This is a genomic window from Mycoplana sp. ABR4_002 (assembly GCF_056159645.1).
In genome coordinates this window covers 346,715-364,197 of record NZ_JBSWVO010000002.1, presented here as the reverse complement: position 1 = coordinate 364,197, position 17,483 = coordinate 346,715, and the positions used below count along the sequence as shown (strand labels likewise).

Below are 17,483 nucleotides of genomic sequence, written 5' to 3'. Positions count from 1 at the left end.
GTCAGGTCCTCATGCCGTCGAGGCCGCGGGTGACCCGGCGTTCCAGCCAGCGCATGCCGTAGGAGATGGCGAGCGCCATCAGGAAGTAGAGCACCAGGATTGTGGCGAAGGGTACCAGCGTACTGCCGGTCTGCGCGCGCACCACCTGCGCCTGGAAGGTCATGTCGGTAAGCGAAATCAGCGAGACGACGGCCGTGCCTTTCAAAAGCTCGATCGCATTGTTGCCGAAGGTCGGCAGCATCAGTGGCAGCGCCTGTGGCAGGATGACGTAGCGCATCGACTGATAGCGGGTGAGGTTGAGTGCAATGCAGGCCTCTCGCTGTTCGCGGCCGATGGCCTTGACGGCGCCGCGCACGACCTCCGCACCATAGGCTCCGACGTTGAGTCCGAGGGCCAGCACACCGGCTTGCAACGGCGAGAGCGTCAGGCCGGAAAAGGGCAGCACGAAATAGACCCAGAACAGTTGTACGAAGATCGACGTGCCGCGGAAAAACTCGATGTAGGCGGTGGCAAGCGCCCGCACGGCCGCGTAGCGGCTGACGCGCCCGAGTCCGGCGATGAACGCCATGATGACCGCCAGCACGGAACCCATCACGGTGAGTTCAAGCGTGACCAGCGCGCCTTGCAGGATCAGCCCAATGTATCCGGACCAGTCGATCATGGTGTGTCCCAGGTTTGCATCATGCAGGCACGTCCCCTCATGCGCCCGCCGAGGCCTTCCCCCCTAAGAAGGGGAGAAGGTCGAGGCAGCGCGGCTACGGGCAAGCTTGCCGTTCAATCAGCCGCGCAGAGCTTCTCGCGGGACGTCGACATCGCGGCGGCGGCGGAAAAGCCGTAGGGCTCGATGATCTTTGCGAAGTCGCCCGTTTCCTTCATCTTGGCGAGTTCCACGTCGAAGGCGTCGCGCAGGGCTTCATCGCCCTTCCTGAAGGCCGCGCCGTCACAGTAGACCGGCGCCCCTTCCACCGGGGCAACGACCTCGATGTTCGGATCGTTCGCCTTGGAGACAAGGTCATTGATCGACAGAACGGGGAGCGAATAGACATCGATGCGACCGTCCTGCAGCATCTTCAGGCCGCTCTGGCCATCCGGCACAACGATGACACGGTCACGTGGCACGCCGGCATCGAGTGCCAGCTTCTCTTCCGTGCCGCCGCCCGGTGCGCCGATCTTGGCATCCGGGTTGTCGGCGATGTCCTTGTAGCTCTTGAGGCCAAGCGGATTGCCCTTCTTCAGGGCGAAGGCTTCGGCATCGCACAGGATCGGCTCGGAATAGGCGACGGCGGCGCAACGCTCCGGCTTCATGAAGAGGCCGGCGGTGATCACGTCGTGCCGGCTGGCCTGAAGGCCCGGGATCATCGCGCCATATTCCGAGATCGATGCCACGATATCGTCGACGCCGAGGCGCTTGAAGATCTCGCGCGCGACATCCGGGGCTGCACCCGACACCTTGCCGTCGGCGGCAACCGCCGTGAACGGCGGCTCGTTCGCGATCGCGACGCGCGCGAAACCCTGCTCCTTCAGTTGATCCAGCTTGCCGTCATCGGCCGAAGCGGGCGCCACGCTCACGCTTGCGATCAGCGCGCTTGCGCCGGCGGCCATAGTCAGAAACGTCCTCATGCTCATTGTTCCGAACTCCTCTGGCTGTCCTGGTTTTGGTTGGGGCCTTGTTTCCGGGCGACGGATGTCGCTCAGACGCGGTGCCCTGCCGCGATGATCTTGCGCAGGAAGGTTTGCGTGCGCTCCTGCTTGGGATTGCGGAAGATCTCGTCCGGCCTGCCCTCCTCGACGATCTTGCCGCGGTCGAAGAAGAGGATGCGGTCTGCGAAGTCATGCGCGAACCCCATCTCGTGGGTGACGAGCAGCATGGTCATGTCGGTCTCGTCGGCAAGCTTGCGCATGACGCTCAGCACCTCTTCGACCAGTTCAGGATCGAGTGCGGAGGTGACTTCGTCGAACAGCATGATCTTGGGCGAGAGCGCGAGGGCACGGGCGATGGCGACGCGTTGCTTCTGTCCGCCGGACAGTTGCGCGGGCATGTTCCTAGCCTTGTCGGCCATACCCACCATGTCGAGAAGCTCGATCGCCCGCTTCTGCGCCTCGGCCCTCGTCACGCCCTTCGTCAGCATCGGCGCGAGCGTGACGTTGTCGAGCACGCATTTGTGCGGGAAGAGGTTGAAATGCTGGAACACCATGCCGATCTTCTCGCGCATCTTGTGCAGATGGCGTTCGTCCGCGGGCACGAGGCTACCGTTCTTCGGCATGTGATAGAGCTGGTCGCCGTCGACCTCGATGTGTCCGCCGCTGATCGTCTCCAGCGTCATGAGAATGCGCAGGATCGTGGTCTTGCCGGAACCCGACGGGCCGATAAGGGCAAGCTTTTCACCCGGCAAGACCTCCATCGACAAGCCGTCAAGCACGGTCAACGGACCGTAGCGCTTGACGATGTTGTCGATGCGGATGATCGGGGCGGCCATGCATGTCTCTCCCTGTTGAGACAAGTGATGGCCCAACGATGCGCGGCGATCAAAATCATGTCAATCCGAATAATAATATCAGTACAATTATTCTCACCGCGCCCGGCCGGGCGATATCGCTAGATGGCGAGCAGCAGCGCCTCGGGGCTGCCGCTGGCAAGCGAGGCGAGAATGCCGAGGCCGGTGCGCAGCTCCAGTTCGCTCGTTGAACCGAGCGACACACGCACGGCCGGGTGCCAGCCATCGTTGCAGGTGCGGAACGAGGACCCCGGTGCGATGGCGACCCCGCGCAGGCGCGCCTGGGAAACGAAACTCTCCTCCTCATGGCCGTCCGGCAGCGGCAGCCAGACATGCAGGCTCTGGGGATGCGAGCGGAACGGCAGTCCCGCAAGAACTTCCTTTGCAATCGCATGGCGGATGCCGAGTGCCCGGCGCTGCCAGTCGACGAGTTCCAGGGCCGTGCCGTCGCTGACCCAGCGCGTGGCAATCTCTGCAATCGAAGGCGTCGCCATCCAGTTGGACACGAGGTGACGATTGGCAACCGCCGCGACGAAGCGATCGGGCGCCGCCAGATAGCCGATGCGCAGCCCCGGCACCGTGATCTTGGTGAAGCTCGTGACATAGAGCGTCCGCTCCGGCGCATAGGCAGCAACCGGCGGCGCCCGGCCCTCGACCAGCGGCCCCAGGATGTCGTTCTCGATGATCGCAATATCGTGGCGCCGGGCCACTTCGGCCAGCGCCTGCCGGCGTTCAGCACTCATCAGCGTCACGGTGGGATTGATGACGGAGGGCTGGAGGAAGACGGCGCGAACAACGCCCGTCCGGCAGGCCTCGTCCAGCGCATCCGGGATCATCCCGTCATCATCGATCGGCAGCCCCTGCAGATGCAGGCCAAGATAGGTGGAAAGTGGCACCAGCGTGTGGTGGCTGATCGCCTCCGTCGCAACCGTGGCGCCGGGCGGTGCAACGCTCATCAACGCAACCGTCATGCCCGAGGTCGCTCCGTTGGTGATGTTCACATTCATCGGAGAGACCTCCAGGCCACAGCGCGCCAGCCATTCGGCGGCGACGTTGCGATGGCGCGGGAAGACCATGTTCGGCCGAAAGGAGAGCGCTGAGCTCGACGGCAGATTCTCTGCAAGCCAGCCGAAAGCCGCGCGCATACGCTCGAGGTGCAGCTTCTCGCAAACGGGCTTCAGGATCGAGAGATCGACCAGCTCGCCGACGCGTTCGGGCAGATAGGGCGGCTCCGGTTCCTTCGGCTGCGTCTGCACGAAGGAGCCGCGACCGACCTCCCCGGAGATGAGCCCCCGGCGGATCAACTCGTCATAGGCACGGCTGACCGTCTGCACCGACAGCTTCAGGTCATCGGCAAGCTTGCGATGGGGGGGCAGGCGCGCACCGTCCGGCAGCTGACCTTCCTGAATGGCCCGGGCGATCTGCTCCGCAAGGGAAAGATAGGCCGGCCGGCGCAATTGGGATATGTCGGGACGCCAACTTGTCATGATTTCAACAGTGCTCAAATTCAGCTCAATTGACAACGCCTATTTGCCTTCGCATTGTCTATTTCCCTCGTTTGACATGATATCCGCCCGGAGGGCGTCCCTTTGAAACTCGACGCCATCGACCTGCGCATCCTGGACGCGATCCAGCAGGACGGACGCATCACCAAGCTGGCGCTGGCGGAACGGGCCGGCCTTTCGCCCACGCCCTGCTGGCTGCGTTTGCGCAAGCTGGAACAGGCGGGCATCGTGACCGGCTACCACGCGCGCATCGCCGTGCGGCGCGTTGCACCGGTTGCGAGCGTCATGATGGAGGTCACGCTCGCCAATCATCGCCAGGCAGACTTCGACCGCTTCGAGCGCGCCGTCGCGATGACACCGGAAATCATTGCCTGCTGGTCGGTCGGCGGCGGCGTCGACTATATCCTGAAGATCATGACGCCGGATATCGACGCCTATCAGCGGCTCGTCGACGGCCTGCTCGATCGTGAGCTCGGCATCGACCGCTACTTCACCTATATCGTCACCAAGACGGTGAAGGAGGACACCGCGCTGCCGCTTTCCACCCTCCTGCCCGCCCCCCGGTAGAGAGATCGCCTATCGCCACCGCGACATTTGGCCAAAGTCTCTTTATCCCGCTCCGGCAATAGACAATCTGTCGTCTCGCTTCTGGCACACTGCTTTCATTCGCCAGAGGAGGCCGCCATGACCGCCGTATTCGCCCGCACCGCTTTCCACCAAGCCCTCGCCCGGCTCCGCGACCCTCACCTCTTGCGTGAACTTACTTACATTGGCGGGCGCTGGGTTGCAGGTCGGGACGGCAAGAGCTTCCCGGTCACCGATCCCGCCTCCACGGCAACGCTCGCCTGGATCGCAGCGCTCGATGGCGAGCAGACCTTGGAGGCCGTCGCCGCCGCATCGCGGGCCTTTGCCGCCTGGCGGGACATGCTTCCACAGCGGCGGGCGGCGATCCTGCGCAAATGGCACGACCTCATGCTGGAGGCCCGCGAGGACCTTGCGCTGCTGATGACGCTGGAACAGGGCAAGCCGCTTGCCGAAGCACGCGGCGAAATCGACTATGCCGCCTCCTTCGTCGAGTGGTACGCGGAGGAGGGAAAGCGCCTCAATTCGGAAAGCATTACCAGCCACCTGCCCGGCGCCGAAATGATCGTGCGGCGCGAGGCGCTGGGCGTCGTCGGCATCGTGACGCCGTGGAACTTCCCCTCAGCCATGATCACCCGCAAGGCCGCCGCCGCGCTCGCGGCAGGCTGTACGGTGATCGCCCACCCCTCCAGCGAAACGCCGCTTTCCGCCCTCGCCCTTGCGGAACTCGGCGAGCGGGCGGGCCTTCCCGCCGGCGTCTTCAACGTGGTGACGGGCGATGCGGCGACCATTGTCGGGCGATTGAGCGCCGATGCGCGCGTGCGCGCCATGAGCTTCACCGGCTCGACGGAGATCGGCAGGCTTATCGCCGGCCAGTGCGCACCGACCATGAAGCGGCTGGTGATGGAACTCGGCGGCCATGCGCCGCTGATCGTCTTTTCCGATGCCGACATGGACAAGGCCGCCGACATCGCGGTCAACGCCAAGTTCGCGACCTCCGGGCAGGACTGCCTTGCCGCCAACCGCATCTATGTCGAGCGTCCGGCGCTCGCCGCCTTCGTCAAGGCTTTCAAGGCGCGCATCGAAAGGCTGAAGGTCGGCGCAGGCCTGGAGGACGGCGTCGAGATCGGCCCGCTGATGCATGAGCGGGCCATCGCCAAGGTGGAAGAACAGGTGGGGGACGCCGTAAAGCACGGCGCCAGGCTCTTGACCGGTGGCAAGCGTCACAAGGCCGGCCCCCTCTTCTACGAGCCGACGCTTCTCACTGATGTCTCCGACGACGCGCTGATCATGCGCGAGGAAACCTTCGGCCCCGTCGCCGCCGTGACCGCATTCGACAGCGAGGAGGAGGTTGTCACCCGCGCCAACGACACCGAATACGGCCTCGTCGCCTATGTCGTCACCGAAAACGGCGCGCGCCAGATGCGCCTTGCCCGCGCGCTGGAATACGGCATGGTAGCGGTCAATCGGGTGAAGATCACCGGCGGCCCGGTTCCCTTTGGCGGCTGGAAACAGTCCGGCCTCGGCCGTGAAGGCTCGCGCCACGGCATGGAAGCCTTCACCGAGCTCAAATATCTCTGCATCGACACGACCGCCTGATCCCGGCCGCCGCCACACAGAAAGGAACGACCATGTCCGACAGACGCAACGAACTCACCGCCTGGGACCGCGACCACTTCTTCCATCCTTCCACGCATATGGGCATGCATGCCCGCGGCGAGACGCCGACGCGCGTCATCGGCGGCGGCGAAGGCGTCTACATTACCGATACCAGCGGCAAGACGAGCCTCGACGCCTTTGCCGGCCTCTATTGCGTGAATGTCGGCTACGGTCGGACGAAGATCGCCGACGCGATCGCAGAGCAGGCCAGGAACCTTGCCTATTACCACGCCTATGTCGGCCACGGTACGGAAGCCTCGATCACGCTTTCCAAGATGATCGTCGACCGGGCGCCGCAAGGCATGAGCCGCGTCTATTTCGGCCTCTCCGGATCCGATGCCAACGAGACCAACATCAAGCTGATCTGGTACTACAACAACATCCTCGGCCGGCCGGAGAAGAAAAAGATCATTTCACGCTGGCGAGGCTATCACGGCTCTGGTGTGATGACCGGTTCGCTGACTGGCCTCCATCTCTTCCACAACGCCTTCGACCTGCCGCGCGCACCGATCCTGCATACCGAAGCGCCCTATTTCTTCCGCCGTCCGGACCGGTCGATGGGCGAGGAGCAGTTCTCGCAATATTGCGCCGACAAGCTGGAGGAAATGATCCTTGCGGAAGGGCCGGATACGGTCGCTGCCTTCATCGGCGAGCCGATCCTTGGCACCGGCGGCATCGTGCCGCCCCCGAAGGGCTACTGGCCGAAGATCCAGGCTGTGCTCGACAAGTACGATATTCTGCTTGTCGCCGACGAGGTCGTTACCGGCTTCGGTCGCCTCGGCACGATGTTCGGCTCAGACCACTATGGCATGAAGCCGGCCCTGATCACCATCGCCAAGGGCCTGACCTCGGCCTATGCGCCGCTGTCCGGCACCATCGTCTCGGACAAGGTCTGGCAAGTGCTGGTGAAGGGCTCGGATGAGCTCGGTCCCATCGGCCACGGCTGGACTTACTCCGCGCATCCGATCTGCGCAGCCGCCGGCATCGCCAATCTCGAGCTCATAGACGAACTCGGCCTTGTCGAGAACGCCGGCTCGACCGGGGCATATTTCCGCGCCGAACTGGCCAGCGCGGTCGGCGGCCACAAGCACGTCGGCGAGGTGCGCGGCGACGGCTTGATGGCCGCCGTCGAATTCGTCGAGGACAAGGATGACCGCGCCTTCTTCGATCCGTCGAGAAAAATCGGCCCGCAGGTTGCCGCCGCCCTCCTCGAACGCGGCGTCATCGCTCGCGCCATGCCGCAGGGAGACATTCTCGGCTTTGCACCGCCGCTCTGCCTGACGACGCAGGAGGCAGACACCGTCGTGAAGAGTACGGTTGATGCGGTGAAATCTGTCTTCGGCTGACATGCGAGCATCAAGAGGCGCGCGAAAGCGGGGCGCTGGCGATGGGCATGCCTTTGCCCGTTCCTGCGGGGGCGGGCACCTGCCTGGGCTGACGCCACGACTGGTCGCGCCATCGGGGCCACGTCTTGTCAGTGATGATCCCCATGGCGCAGGGTGCGCCGCCTCCTTTCCGGACCCCGTACGGCCCGACAGCAGCCGTGAGCGGGATGGTCCGCCTTACATTTTGCCGCCACTGGCGCGGAGGCAGGCGCCAACCGTGCATTTTCACCGTGCATGGCCCCTCGCCCATGGCTCAGCGAAACCACTGGCGTCGACCTCGGGCTCCGAGCGGCGCATCCTGCACTGCAACGCCCGCCAACAGGACCTTAACGGCTCCGCGCCGCGTCCGCAGGACAAGTGTCTCAACAGCCGGATCGACCGTGACCATCGACGCGTCAAGCGTCGTCGCCAGCTCAGCCATTTTGTCCGGTATCGTCTTGATCCACATGGTGTAGAAGCGGCAGGCGAGCCTTGCCGGCTTTCCATGCCCGTCCATCGCCGATCAACTCGACCTGCGTCCCGGCCTTTGAGCGCGTCTGTACCAATTTGCAGTGTCGGCTTGACCTGTTGCAACGGAACCAAAGCTGGCCTTCAACCCGGTCTTGATGGATGGAGGGCCGCGCGTCCCTGTCGATAGAGGCGACCATCGCGAGCAGTTTAGTGCGCAATATTCTTCGATAAGCGCACGTCATGTCGATCGCTCATAATGAACGATAATCTTGCATTATCGTTCATTATGTGCACTGGTTGTGGCACGCGGTGTGTGCGCCGCGATGGCGGGGACAGACGAATGAACGTCGCCGACATTGCCCATCGGACAGAGGAGCCAAGGATGCAGTGGAGGACGGCCCGCAACAGGCGCCCGCGACCCCTTCGCCATACGGCCAATACCACCCCGGCGAGTTCCGTTCCGGTCAAAGCCACCAGCCTGTCACCGAAGCCATGCGCGGCCGCGCGAGTTCCCTCGTTGGCCTCGCGATGGGGCTGCAGCAAACCCGCCCCCCGACGAGTGAATTCCAGCGACCATGGCGCGCTTTCGCGCGCTTCTGCACCCTCGACCAGGCAGCCGCCTTGTCCCGCAGGCGATGACGTCGTCCCGCCGATCTCGCTACGGGCGGCCTGACCATGACGCCCACGCCTCCATCGGCCGGAGAACAACCGGAGCCAACCTCCGAGCCAGCCCAAACAACGGCAGGTCGGTCACCAGAGAACCTGCCGAACGCGCCACCGCTCCCCCATCGTCTGGAGCCCCTGGTCGAACGCGCCCGCTCCTATGTCGAAGCGGCGAGTTCGGCCAACACCCGTCGCGCCTACGCGGCCGACTGGAAGCATTACTCCGGCTGGTGCCGGCGCACCGACCTCTCTCCCCTACCCCCGGATCCCCAGGTGATCGGCCTTTACATCACGGCCTGCGCCGCCGGAACGATTGGCCGCGACGGCAGGTCAATTTCGGTGGCGACGATCGAACGGCGCCTGTCCTCGCTTGCCTGGAACTACGCCCAACGCGGGTTTTCGCTCGACCGCAAGGACCGACACGTCGCCACCGTTCTCGCCGGCATCCGCAACCGCCATGCGGCTCCGCCGCGGCAAAAGGAGGCGCTTCGGCCCGAGGAACTGCGCGCCATGCTGGAGACGCTCGACCGCGGCAGCCTGCGTGGCCTGCGCGACCGCGCCATCCTACTGCTGGGCTTTGCCGGCGGTCTGCGCCGCTCGGAAATCACCGGCCTTGACCTCGGCCGCGACCAGAGCGAGGACGGGCGTGGCTGGATCGAGATCCTCGACAGGGGTCTGTTGGTGACGCTGCGCGGCAAGACCGGATGGCGTGAGGTCGAGGTCGGCCGCGGTACGTCAGAGATCACTTGCCCGGTGGAAGCGGTGCAGATCTGGATCCGCCTGGCCCGGCTTGCGCGCGGCCCCCTCTTCCGCCGTGTCGCCGGCAAGGGCAAAGGCAGGGCCATCGGCACTGAGCGTCTTCATGATCAGGAGGTCGCCCGGCTGGTGAAACGTGCGGTCGTTGCGGCCGGCATCGGCGGTGAGTTGGCCGAGAGCGAGCGCAGGCAAATATTTTCGGGGCATTCGCTGCGCGCCGGGCTGGCGACCGCAGCCGAGGTCGACGAGCGCCACGTGCAGCGCCAACTTGGCCACGCCAGCGCCGAAATGACCCGGCGCTACCAACGCCGGCGCGATCGGTTCCGCATCAATCTGACCAAGGCGGCAGGGCTCTGAGCGCTTTGCCGGCTGCAAAGCCCGGGCACCTCCTCCCCGCACGCCGGCGTCGCCGCGCACGACTTGGGAGGCCGGCACGCCTCCAAGCCAGGCCCAAAAAGGGGCGGGAAGACGCCTCCCCGCCCCTCGGTCTCACTTGGCCGATGCGTAGAACTTCGCCATCTCCGGCAGGCGCCTGACGCGGATCGCCGAGGCCTTGCCCGCGGTGCGGAAAGCTTCGAAGCGCTCCTTGCACACCTCCACCATCAACGCCGTCGCCGGCTTCAGGTAGTTGCGCGGGTCGAAATTCTCCGGGTTTTCGGCGAAGTTCTTGCGGATCGTTCCGGTCATGGCGAGCCGCAGGTCGGTGTCGATGTTGACCTTGCGCACGCCGAGCGGAATGGCCTTCTGGATCTCGGCCACCGGCACGCCCCAGGTCGGTTTCATCTTGCCGCCATAGGCATTGAACAGGTCCTGCAGGTCCTTCGGCACCGACGACGAGCCGTGCATGACGAGGTGGGTGTTCGGCAGCTTCTCATTGATCCGCGCAATCGTCTCGATCGAGAGGATATCGCCGTCCGGCTCGCGCGTGAACTTGTAGGCGCCGTGGCTGGTGCCGATGGCGACGGCGAGCGCGTCGACGCCGGTCTTGCTGACAAAGTCGAGCGCCTGGTCGGGGTCGGTTAGCAGTTCCTCGCGCGAAAGCTTGCCCTCGAAGCCGTGGCCGTCCTCCTTGTCGCCGGCGCCCGTTTCCAGGTTGCCGAGACAGCCAAGCTCACCCTCGACCGAGACGCCGGCCGCATGCGCGATCTTCACGACTTCGGCGGTCACGCCGACGTTGTACTCGTAGCTTGCGACCGTCTTGCCATCGGCCAGCAGCGACCCGTCCATCATTACCGAGGTAAAGCCGTTGGTAATGGCCGAGATGCAGGTCGCGGGCTGGTCGCCGTGATCGAGATGGAGGCAGACCGGGATGTGCGGATATTCCTCGGCCGCCCCCAGGATCAGGTGGCGCAGGAAGGCGTCGCCGGCATAGGCGCGGGCGCCGCGGCTGGCCTGCAGGATGACCGGCGAGTCGGTCGCGTCGGCCGCGCGCATGACGGCCTGGATGTATTCCAGATTATTCACGTTGAATGCGGGCAGCGCGTAGTTGTTCTCGGCCGCATGATCGAGCAGCTGCCGCATGGTAATCAACGCCATTCCATCTCTCCCTGATAACAAACTAAGTACGGGTGACCGGCACTAATCACAGAAGCGCGGAGCCTGGCAACAGGGCCGAACGTGATGAACGTACACCAAATCGATTGAAAGTCATTCAAATCGATTAGCAAGAAATTTCAAGATGTTGCTATTTACACGCTTCCTGTCGACACGCCATGTCGGGCGCTTCATCGGACCGGTGGATGGTCTCCCTTACATTCTGCAAGGGGAGATATCTGGTATCTCGCGCGGTAGAGTTACAGCTGAAACGTCGTCGAATTTTACTCTGTATTTTCAGTGTGCTAGCGCAGATTTGGCGACTCAGCCATTTCCGCACACCGGAATGCCCGGTCCGGCGACGGCCGCTCCCCCGAGAACAGGGGGAGGCCAAAGCGATGGGCATCCCGGCCCTCGCGTCAGTCCCGGCGCTCGAACCGCGCCACCAGCGCCGGCAGTTCGCTTGCCAGCCATTCGGCGAACCCCGGCGCCTGCCGCTCGTCAACGGAAAAGCGCGTCACGGTCCCTGCCCGCTCGATCGTCACAGCGGCCTGCCCGGCCGCGCCCTTGATCGTGGTTCTGGCCGCGGTCGGCTTCTCCTTTGCCTCGAGCAGCGAAAGCAGCAGCGCAAAACGCGTGTCACTGTCCGCGGCCAGCCACTTGTCGGATGACATCAGCCCGTTGGCGGCGGACGAGCGCGCCGCCGGCAGTTTGCGCTCGGAGAAATGCACCGCCAGCTTCTCCCATTTCGGACGGCCGGTCTTCGGCGCCGGACCGATTCGCCGCACCACCTCGGGCGACAGCGTGCTCACCAGCGAAGTCAGGATCGAGATGTAGGCCAGCCCCTTGTCCTCGCTGCGGCCGAGCGCGGCGGCGATCGTCTGGCGATCGAAGCCGCGCTCCTTCAGTTCCTGTGCGAACAATGCCTGCTCGATGAAGGAGAGATCCTTGCGCTCGCTGTTCTCCTTGCCCTGGGCGATCACCAGCGCATCGTCGGAAAGTTCGCGCACGATCGCTTTCACCGGCCGGTTCAGCGCCTGCGCCGCCTGCCAGCGGCGGTGACCGTAGGCAATCTGGAAGCGTCCGTCCCGGTCCGGATGCGGCCGCACCAGAACCGGCACCTGCTGGCCGTGCTCGCGCAGGCTGCGCACCAGATCGTCGAGCCCGGGGTCGGCCTGTCCGTCCATGCGATCCCGCACGAAGGACGGCACCAGCTGGTCCGGGGCGATCTCGATCACGGCCTCGGACGCGGCGATCTGTTCGCGCAGGCGGGCGTTTTCGTCCTCAATCGCCGAGAAGGAATCCTGCATCGAACGGACGGCGCCGGAGGATACGCGCCGGCTGGCCTGCGACAGCGGCGAGGGGGCGACGGCAGCGGCCAGTTCCTCCGGGTTAATGCCGCCGAACATGGCCTTCATTCTCTTGGAGCGGTCACTGGCGCTGTTCATTTGCGTCCCCAGACAGTCTTGATGTGGCGGAAGATCTCGGCATTGACGGCGTCGACGGATTCAAGCGCGCGGTTGAGCGTATCGCGGCCGACACTGCCGCGGGCCATCTCGTAGAGGCTCTTCTTCTCAAGGCCGGCGCTGGCGATCGCCGTCGTGTCGACGACCGAGGCGGCAAGCACGTCCTCGCCGAACAGCGAGCGCAGCAGCGCGACGACGTTGACCTGCGGCACGTCATGGGGATTGTGGCGGGTCAGCACGTAGCGGATGAAGTCGTGCTCGAGCGAGCCGCCGGCGTCCTCGATGACGCCGAGCAGGTCGCTGGTCATCGCCAGAAACTGGTTCATCGAGGCGACGTCCAGCATGGCCGGATGGACGGTGATCAACAGACCGGTCGCCGCGTAGAGGGCGCCGAGCGTCAGGTAGCCGAGTTGCGGCGGCGCATCGATGAGCACGACGTCGTAGTCTGCCTCGACCTCGCCGAGAACGGTCTTCAAGCGGCGGAAGAACATGCCGTCGCCCCGCGACAGCCCCCTGGCGATCGCCTGCGGCGTCTCGTGCTCGTATTCCATCAGTTCGAGATTGCCGGGCACGATGTCGACGCCGTCAAAATAGGTCTTGCGGATCACGGCGGAGAGCGGCACGCGATCGGCTTCGTCATAGCGGATCGCGGCATAGAGCGTCTGGTTGGCATCGACGTCGAATTCGGGCTGGTAGCCGAACATGGTCGAGAGCGAGGCCTGCGGGTCGAGATCGATGACCAGCACGCGCAGGCCCTGCAGCGCGAGAAAATGGGCAAGGTGCACGGTCGTCGTCGTCTTGGCCGATCCGCCCTTGAAGTTGGCGATGGCGAGCACCTGCAGCTTGTCGCCGGGGCGACGTCGCGGCAGGAAGTCGAGCGCCTCGCTCGGACGGCGGTTGGCGAGATAGGCGCGGATCTCGTTGATCTGCGCCAGCGTATAGACCCGCCGTCCGTTCTCCTGCCGGTCGGGGATGACTGCCTCGCCGTCCAGCGACATCTGCCGCAGCGTCGATTCGGCGACGCCGAGCAGAGCGGCCGCATCCTTCGACGAAAAGGTCTTGAGCGACTTCATCGCCTCCGGCGGATACATCTGCTGGCGCAGGCTTTGCAGCTGCGCCGACAGGATCTGCGCGTGGCGCATGATCTGCTCGGCCGAAGAGGGAAGCGTCGTTTGAAGGGATTTCAGTACTTGATCCATGATGCCCGACGGTTAAATGAGGAAAGTCGGAAAAATTCCGTCGCGACTGTTTTTCAACTGATTTGCCTGCCCGGTCAAACGGTTTATCGTTAACAACAGGTTAACTCCTTAACTGGCCGACGGGCGGCCGCCTCGTTGCGGGGGCGGCGCTGACGCTGCCCGCTCAGGCCGTCACATAGCCCCGACGCCGCTTGCGTTCGACCTGCTGTGCCAAGGCCGCGCGCGCGGCCTCCGCCGAGCCGAGATAGAAGGTCGCCCGCCGCCCATTCGTGCCGATGCGACCCCAGCTGCGGATCACGGCGACATCGCCGAACAGCGTCGGTTCCAACGCCAGGACATAGAAGCGCGCCATGTTGCGCCCCGGCTCGATGCGGCGCAAGACAAGCCCATCATCAAGCGGTGCTGGCGGGGGAGGGGAGGGGGCCGTGCTCATGAGCGGGATTCTCACTCGCGTCAGCCTTGCCGTCCAATGAAAGCTTTGAATCGATCGGCCGCGACCGATTCGTGTCCGTGATGCCCGGTGTGGCGGTGCGATGCGCGCATCAGGGCTCTCGCTTGTGCGACCGACATCTTCGTCATATATTACGCACAGGATTGATGGCAAACGATATGGCAGGCATGACATGGCCCGGGCTCTGAAGCGAGATCAAGATTCGGCACCGCTCGTGCTGGCCTATATCGGCGCGGGCGGGAAAATCGCCGTGGACGAGGTAGCGGACGATTTCGGCATGTCCAAGAGCCAGCTCGCCGAGACAGCCGGGATCGCCCGCGAGACGCTCTATCGCGCCGAACGGAGCCGCGGCCCGAAGACGCAAGGGCGGCTGCGCGAGATGCTGGAGATCATCAGCCGCGTCAACGACTGGGCGGGCGGCAAGGAACAGGCAATGGCCTGGTACCGGGCGCAGCCGATTTCCGCCTTCGGCGGGCGCACGGCGGAGGCGCTGGTGAAGGACGGCAAGGCCGCGGCGGTGCGCGACTATCTCGACCATATGGCCGTCGGGGGTTTTGCTTGAGGTTTGTCGGCACGGCCTACCGTGCACATGACCCGCGCTGGTCCTTCAAGCCGGTCTCCGGCGACGGCGCGGCGATCCGGGGCGCGCGATTCAATCCGAAGGGCGTGCCGGCGCTCTATCTGGCGCTGAGCATCATGACCGCCGTCAAGGAGGCCAACCAGGGCTTTGCGCACCGGATCGACCCCTGCGTCCTCTGCGCCTACGAGATCGACTGCGAACACATCGCCGACCTTACCACGGAGGCCGGTCGCGACGAAGTCGCCGTCACGACGGAGGAAATGGCCTGCGCCTGGGCCCAGGCCCTCGCCGATGGCAGGCGCCCGGCCTCCTGGGCGGTTTACGATCGGCTCGTCGCGCGCGCCGTCGCCGGCATCGTCGTTCCGAGCTACGCGCCCGGTGCAGGCGCAGACGACGTCAACCTGGTGCTGTGGAAATGGGGCGCCGACCTGCCGCACCGGGTCAAGGTCTTTGACCCCAGCGGCCGGCTGCCGAAAGACCAGCTGTCCTGGCGCTAGCGGGCACGGGGGGAGGGGCGCGCACGGTGCGACCGGCAAGGCGCGCGGCCGTGGAGGGCGCCGACATGCCTCCTCGCGAGGAGTGCGGCCGTCAGGGGCAATTGACGCCCGCTCGATCGGTCTCCGCGCGCGCCCTCCGGCCGTGCCGGGACGATCCCAGCCTGTTATCGCCTGTCCTTGTTCGCCCTCGCAGACCGACTGCCGTGCCCGTCCGCCGACAACGTCAGGCTTTTTTCCACCGCGCCGAGGCCGGCTTCCAGTTGCTTCAGCCCCGGGCCGCCGAGCAGGTCCGCCAGTTCGCGTTCATAGGCGCGCGCCAGGTCCACCATCTCGCGGTAGGTCCGCAGGCCGGGCGCGGTCAGTTCGAGATGCTCGACGCGCCGGTCGTTGTCGTCGACCGTCCGCTTCAGCCAGCGTCGGTCTTCCAGCGACTTGACCGCGCGCGAGACCTTGGTCTTGTGCATGGTCGAACTGATCCCGACTTCGGTCGCCGTCATTCGTCCGTAGGCGCCGAGCGCCGCGAGCGTGCGCCATTCCGGTCGGGTCATGGCGTAACGCGCCCTGTATTGCGCAGCAAAGCGCAGGCTCACCATCTCCGCCGCCCGGTTCAAGCGGTAGGGAAGAAAGCCATCGAGATCGAAGCCATCCTCGGTCACCGAGGATTTCGACGCGTCAGTGCCGGAGCGCCTGCCCATGCGGTCGCCTTGATAGTTACAAAATAGACAGTTACGACTGCAACCAGTTCCTGCGATATCGCAGCTTTGCAGCGGAGGTGCAAGCCATGCTCGACAAGTCAGACAAGACGGCTGCCGGAAGCACGACCGCGTCCAACAGCGTCGGCTACATGCCGGGCTTCGGCAACGACTTCGAGACGGAGGCGCTGCCCGGTGCCTTGCCGCAGGGCCAGAACAGCCCGCAAAAATGCAATTATGGCCTCTATGCCGAGCAGTTGTCCGGCTCCCCCTTCACCGCCCCCCGCGGCACCAATGAACGGTCCTGGCTGTACCGGATCCGGCCGAGCGTGCGGCACACCCGCCGCTTCTCCAACGCCAGCTATCCGCACTGGCGAACGGCGCCCTGCCTCGACGATCACTCGCTTCCGCTCGGCCAGCTGCGCTGGAACCCGCTTCCGGCCCCGGGTGAGGCGGTCAACTTCCTCGAAGGCATTCGCACCATGACGACGGCCGGCGACGTCATGACCCAGGTCGGCATGGCCGCGCACGCCTACGCCTTCAACGCCGACATGGTCGACGACTATTTCTTCAACGCCGACGGCGAGCTGCTGGTCGTGCCGCAGCTGGGCGCCATCCGGGTCTTTACCGAAACCGGCATCATCGATGTCGAGCCGTTGGAGACCTGCCTGATCCCGCGCGGCATGATGTTCAAGGTTTCGCGCCTTGGCGACGGCGATACCTGGCGCGGTTACATCTGCGAGAATTACGGCGCCAAGTTCACCATGCCCGATCGCGGTCCGATCGGCGCCAACTGCCTGGCCAACCCGCGCGACTTCAAGACGCCCGTCGCCGCCTTCGAGGACAAGGAGACGCCCTGCCGGGTTCATGTGAAATGGTGCGGCAAGTTTTACGTCACCGAGATCGGCCACTCGCCGCTCGACGTCGTCGCCTGGCACGGCAACTACGCACCGTTCAAATACGATCTGCGCACCTTCTCGCCGGTCGGTGCGATCCTGTTCGACCACCCGGACCCGTCGATCTTCACCGTCCTGACGGCGCCGACCGAGGAGGCCGGTACGGCCAACGTCGACTTCGTCATTTTCCCGCCGCGCTGGATGGTGGCCGAGCACACTTTCCGCCCGCCCTGGTACCACCGCAACATCATGAGCGAGTTCATGGGCCTGATCCACGGCCAGTATGACGCCAAGGAGGAAGGCTTCGTTCCCGGCGGCATGAGCCTGCACAACATGATGCTGCCGCACGGGCCGGACGCGATGGGCTTCGAAAAAGCCTCGAACAGCGAGCTGAAGCCGGTCAAGCTCGACCACACCATGGCGTTCATGTTCGAAACCCGGTACCCGCAGCAGCTGACGCGTTTCGCCGCCGAGCTGGAGACGCTCCAGGACAACTACATCGACTGCTGGGACGGGCTGGAGCGCAAGTTCGACGGCACGCCGGGCCTCAAGTAATGTCGGGCCGTTGCGCTCCGGACCTGAGGACCGGTCCGGCTCCTACCCCGCATTTGCAAGGCACCCCGGTTCTGGACGAACAAGGCACCCCGGTTCTGGACGAAGGAGAAGCGATAAAT

At 64.9% G+C, this 17,483-nt stretch carries 17 protein-coding genes; 7 read left to right on the top strand and 10 right to left on the bottom strand.

Translation table 11 applies throughout. The features are described 5' to 3' along the window. Nucleotide 1: 1 nt before the first annotated feature. From ehuC to ehuR, 4 genes are all read right to left on the bottom strand, one after another. A complete protein-coding gene (ehuC, locus tag ACXAGF_RS21940; protein WP_475019662.1) occupies nt 2-661 on the bottom strand; it encodes an ectoine/hydroxyectoine ABC transporter permease subunit EhuC in 660 nt (219 codons plus the stop codon). Between the two features lie 113 nt (nt 662-774). Continuing rightward, nucleotides 775-1,620, bottom strand: coding sequence for an ectoine/hydroxyectoine ABC transporter substrate-binding protein EhuB (gene ehuB, locus ACXAGF_RS21935; protein WP_475019748.1), 846 nt, complete (start codon nt 1,618-1,620; stop codon nt 775-777). A 71-nt stretch (nt 1,621-1,691) separates the two neighbouring features. Further along, a complete protein-coding gene (ehuA, locus tag ACXAGF_RS21930) occupies nt 1,692-2,477 on the bottom strand; it encodes an ectoine/hydroxyectoine ABC transporter ATP-binding protein EhuA (RefSeq protein ID WP_475019661.1) in 786 nt (261 codons plus the stop codon). A 119-nt stretch (nt 2,478-2,596) separates the two neighbouring features. Beyond that, nucleotides 2,597-3,982 carry a MocR-like ectoine utilization transcription factor EhuR gene (gene ehuR, locus ACXAGF_RS21925; protein WP_475019660.1) on the bottom strand — a complete coding sequence of 462 codons (1,386 nt, stop codon included), beginning with the start codon at nt 3,980-3,982 and terminating at the stop codon, nt 2,597-2,599. A gap of 102 nt (nt 3,983-4,084) precedes the next feature. Between ehuR and ACXAGF_RS21920 the strand changes: the two genes are divergently transcribed. The 3 genes from ACXAGF_RS21920 to ACXAGF_RS21910 all read left to right on the top strand — a co-directional run bounded on the left by ACXAGF_RS21920 (nt 4,085) and on the right by ACXAGF_RS21910 (nt 7,587). Continuing rightward, complete coding sequence (locus tag ACXAGF_RS21920) at nt 4,085-4,567, top strand: Lrp/AsnC family transcriptional regulator (RefSeq protein ID WP_475019659.1); 483 nt, start codon at nt 4,085-4,087, stop codon at nt 4,565-4,567. Nucleotides 4,568-4,684: 117 nt separating this feature from the next. Next, the gene (locus tag ACXAGF_RS21915) at nt 4,685-6,181 is read left to right on the top strand and encodes an NAD-dependent succinate-semialdehyde dehydrogenase (protein ID WP_475019658.1); all 1,497 of its coding nucleotides are present in this window, start codon (nt 4,685-4,687) and stop codon (nt 6,179-6,181) included. A 32-nt stretch (nt 6,182-6,213) separates the two neighbouring features. Then, complete coding sequence (locus tag ACXAGF_RS21910; protein WP_475019657.1) at nt 6,214-7,587, top strand: aminotransferase; 1,374 nt, start codon at nt 6,214-6,216, stop codon at nt 7,585-7,587. Between the two features lie 292 nt (nt 7,588-7,879). On the opposite strand, the gene ACXAGF_RS21905 is transcribed toward ACXAGF_RS21910, so the two are convergent. Beyond that, nucleotides 7,880-8,122, bottom strand: coding sequence for a hypothetical protein (locus tag ACXAGF_RS21905; protein WP_475019656.1), 243 nt, complete (start codon nt 8,120-8,122; stop codon nt 7,880-7,882). A gap of 629 nt (nt 8,123-8,751) precedes the next feature. On the opposite strand from ACXAGF_RS21905, the gene ACXAGF_RS21900 reads away from it, so the two are divergent. Further along, nucleotides 8,752-9,852 (top strand): tyrosine-type recombinase/integrase, encoded by a 1,101-nt coding sequence (locus ACXAGF_RS21900; protein WP_475019655.1) that lies wholly within the window; start codon nt 8,752-8,754, stop codon nt 9,850-9,852. A 132-nt stretch (nt 9,853-9,984) separates the two neighbouring features. Here ACXAGF_RS21900 and fba read toward each other — a convergent pair whose 3' ends face one another. From fba to ACXAGF_RS21880, 4 genes are all read right to left on the bottom strand, one after another. After that, a complete protein-coding gene (gene fba / locus ACXAGF_RS21895; RefSeq protein WP_475019654.1) occupies nt 9,985-11,031 on the bottom strand; it encodes a class II fructose-bisphosphate aldolase in 1,047 nt (348 codons plus the stop codon). Nucleotides 11,032-11,447: 416 nt separating this feature from the next. Further along, nucleotides 11,448-12,476: a plasmid partitioning protein RepB gene (gene repB, locus ACXAGF_RS21890; protein ID WP_475019653.1), complete on the bottom strand. Its 1,029-nt coding sequence runs from the start codon at nt 12,474-12,476 to the stop codon at nt 11,448-11,450. Beyond that, entirely contained in the window at nt 12,473-13,693 is a 1,221-nt protein-coding gene (gene repA, locus ACXAGF_RS21885) for a plasmid partitioning protein RepA (RefSeq protein ID WP_475019652.1), read from the bottom strand. The genes repB and repA overlap by 4 nt, the downstream gene beginning before the upstream one ends. A gap of 163 nt (nt 13,694-13,856) precedes the next feature. Further along, nucleotides 13,857-14,126: a WGR domain-containing protein gene (locus ACXAGF_RS21880; RefSeq protein ID WP_475019651.1), complete on the bottom strand. Its 270-nt coding sequence runs from the start codon at nt 14,124-14,126 to the stop codon at nt 13,857-13,859. 190 nt (nt 14,127-14,316) lie between these two features. On the opposite strand from ACXAGF_RS21880, the gene ACXAGF_RS21875 reads away from it, so the two are divergent. Both ACXAGF_RS21875 and ACXAGF_RS21870 read left to right on the top strand, forming a co-directional pair. Continuing rightward, nucleotides 14,317-14,706, top strand: a complete 390-nt coding sequence (locus ACXAGF_RS21875) for an antitoxin Xre/MbcA/ParS toxin-binding domain-containing protein (RefSeq protein ID WP_475019650.1) — start codon at nt 14,317-14,319, stop codon at nt 14,704-14,706. After that, a complete protein-coding gene (locus ACXAGF_RS21870; protein ID WP_475019649.1) occupies nt 14,703-15,221 on the top strand; it encodes an RES family NAD+ phosphorylase in 519 nt (172 codons plus the stop codon). Before ACXAGF_RS21875 ends, ACXAGF_RS21870 begins: the two co-directional genes overlap by 4 nt. 164 nt (nt 15,222-15,385) lie before the next feature. Here the strand turns inward: ACXAGF_RS21870 and ACXAGF_RS21865 are convergent, their stop codons facing one another. Next, nucleotides 15,386-15,877, bottom strand: coding sequence for a MarR family winged helix-turn-helix transcriptional regulator (locus tag ACXAGF_RS21865; protein WP_475019747.1), 492 nt, complete (start codon nt 15,875-15,877; stop codon nt 15,386-15,388). 125 nt (nt 15,878-16,002) lie between these two features. Here ACXAGF_RS21865 and hmgA point away from each other — a divergent pair, with 125 nt between their 5' ends. Continuing rightward, entirely contained in the window at nt 16,003-17,364 is a 1,362-nt protein-coding gene (gene hmgA / locus ACXAGF_RS21860) for a homogentisate 1,2-dioxygenase (RefSeq protein WP_475019648.1), read from the top strand. Nucleotides 17,365-17,483 lie beyond the last annotated feature (119 nt).

What these genes read in the sequence shown, in the direction of transcription:
- ehuC (WP_475019662.1), bottom strand. Translation starts at nt 661, where the DNA reads ATGATCGACTGGTCCGGATACATTGGGCTGATCCTGCAAGGCGCGCTG.
- ehuB (WP_475019748.1), bottom strand. Translation starts at nt 1,620, where the DNA reads ATGAGGACGTTTCTGACTATGGCCGCCGGCGCAAGCGCGCTGATCGCA.
- ehuA (WP_475019661.1), bottom strand. Translation starts at nt 2,477, where the DNA reads ATGGCCGCCCCGATCATCCGCATCGACAACATCGTCAAGCGCTACGGT.
- ehuR (WP_475019660.1), bottom strand. Translation starts at nt 3,982, where the DNA reads ATGACAAGTTGGCGTCCCGACATATCCCAATTGCGCCGGCCGGCCTAT.
- ACXAGF_RS21915 (WP_475019658.1), top strand. Translation starts at nt 4,685, where the DNA reads ATGACCGCCGTATTCGCCCGCACCGCTTTCCACCAAGCCCTCGCCCGG.
- ACXAGF_RS21910 (WP_475019657.1), top strand. Translation starts at nt 6,214, where the DNA reads ATGTCCGACAGACGCAACGAACTCACCGCCTGGGACCGCGACCACTTC.
- ACXAGF_RS21905 (WP_475019656.1), bottom strand. Translation starts at nt 8,122, where the DNA reads ATGGACGGGCATGGAAAGCCGGCAAGGCTCGCCTGCCGCTTCTACACC.
- ACXAGF_RS21900 (WP_475019655.1), top strand. Translation starts at nt 8,752, where the DNA reads ATGACGCCCACGCCTCCATCGGCCGGAGAACAACCGGAGCCAACCTCC.
- fba (WP_475019654.1), bottom strand. Translation starts at nt 11,031, where the DNA reads ATGGCGTTGATTACCATGCGGCAGCTGCTCGATCATGCGGCCGAGAAC.
- repB (WP_475019653.1), bottom strand. Translation starts at nt 12,476, where the DNA reads ATGAACAGCGCCAGTGACCGCTCCAAGAGAATGAAGGCCATGTTCGGC.
- repA (WP_475019652.1), bottom strand. Translation starts at nt 13,693, where the DNA reads ATGGATCAAGTACTGAAATCCCTTCAAACGACGCTTCCCTCTTCGGCC.
- ACXAGF_RS21880 (WP_475019651.1), bottom strand. Translation starts at nt 14,126, where the DNA reads ATGAGCACGGCCCCCTCCCCTCCCCCGCCAGCACCGCTTGATGATGGG.
- ACXAGF_RS21875 (WP_475019650.1), top strand. Translation starts at nt 14,317, where the DNA reads ATGGCCCGGGCTCTGAAGCGAGATCAAGATTCGGCACCGCTCGTGCTG.
- hmgA (WP_475019648.1), top strand. Translation starts at nt 16,003, where the DNA reads ATGCTCGACAAGTCAGACAAGACGGCTGCCGGAAGCACGACCGCGTCC.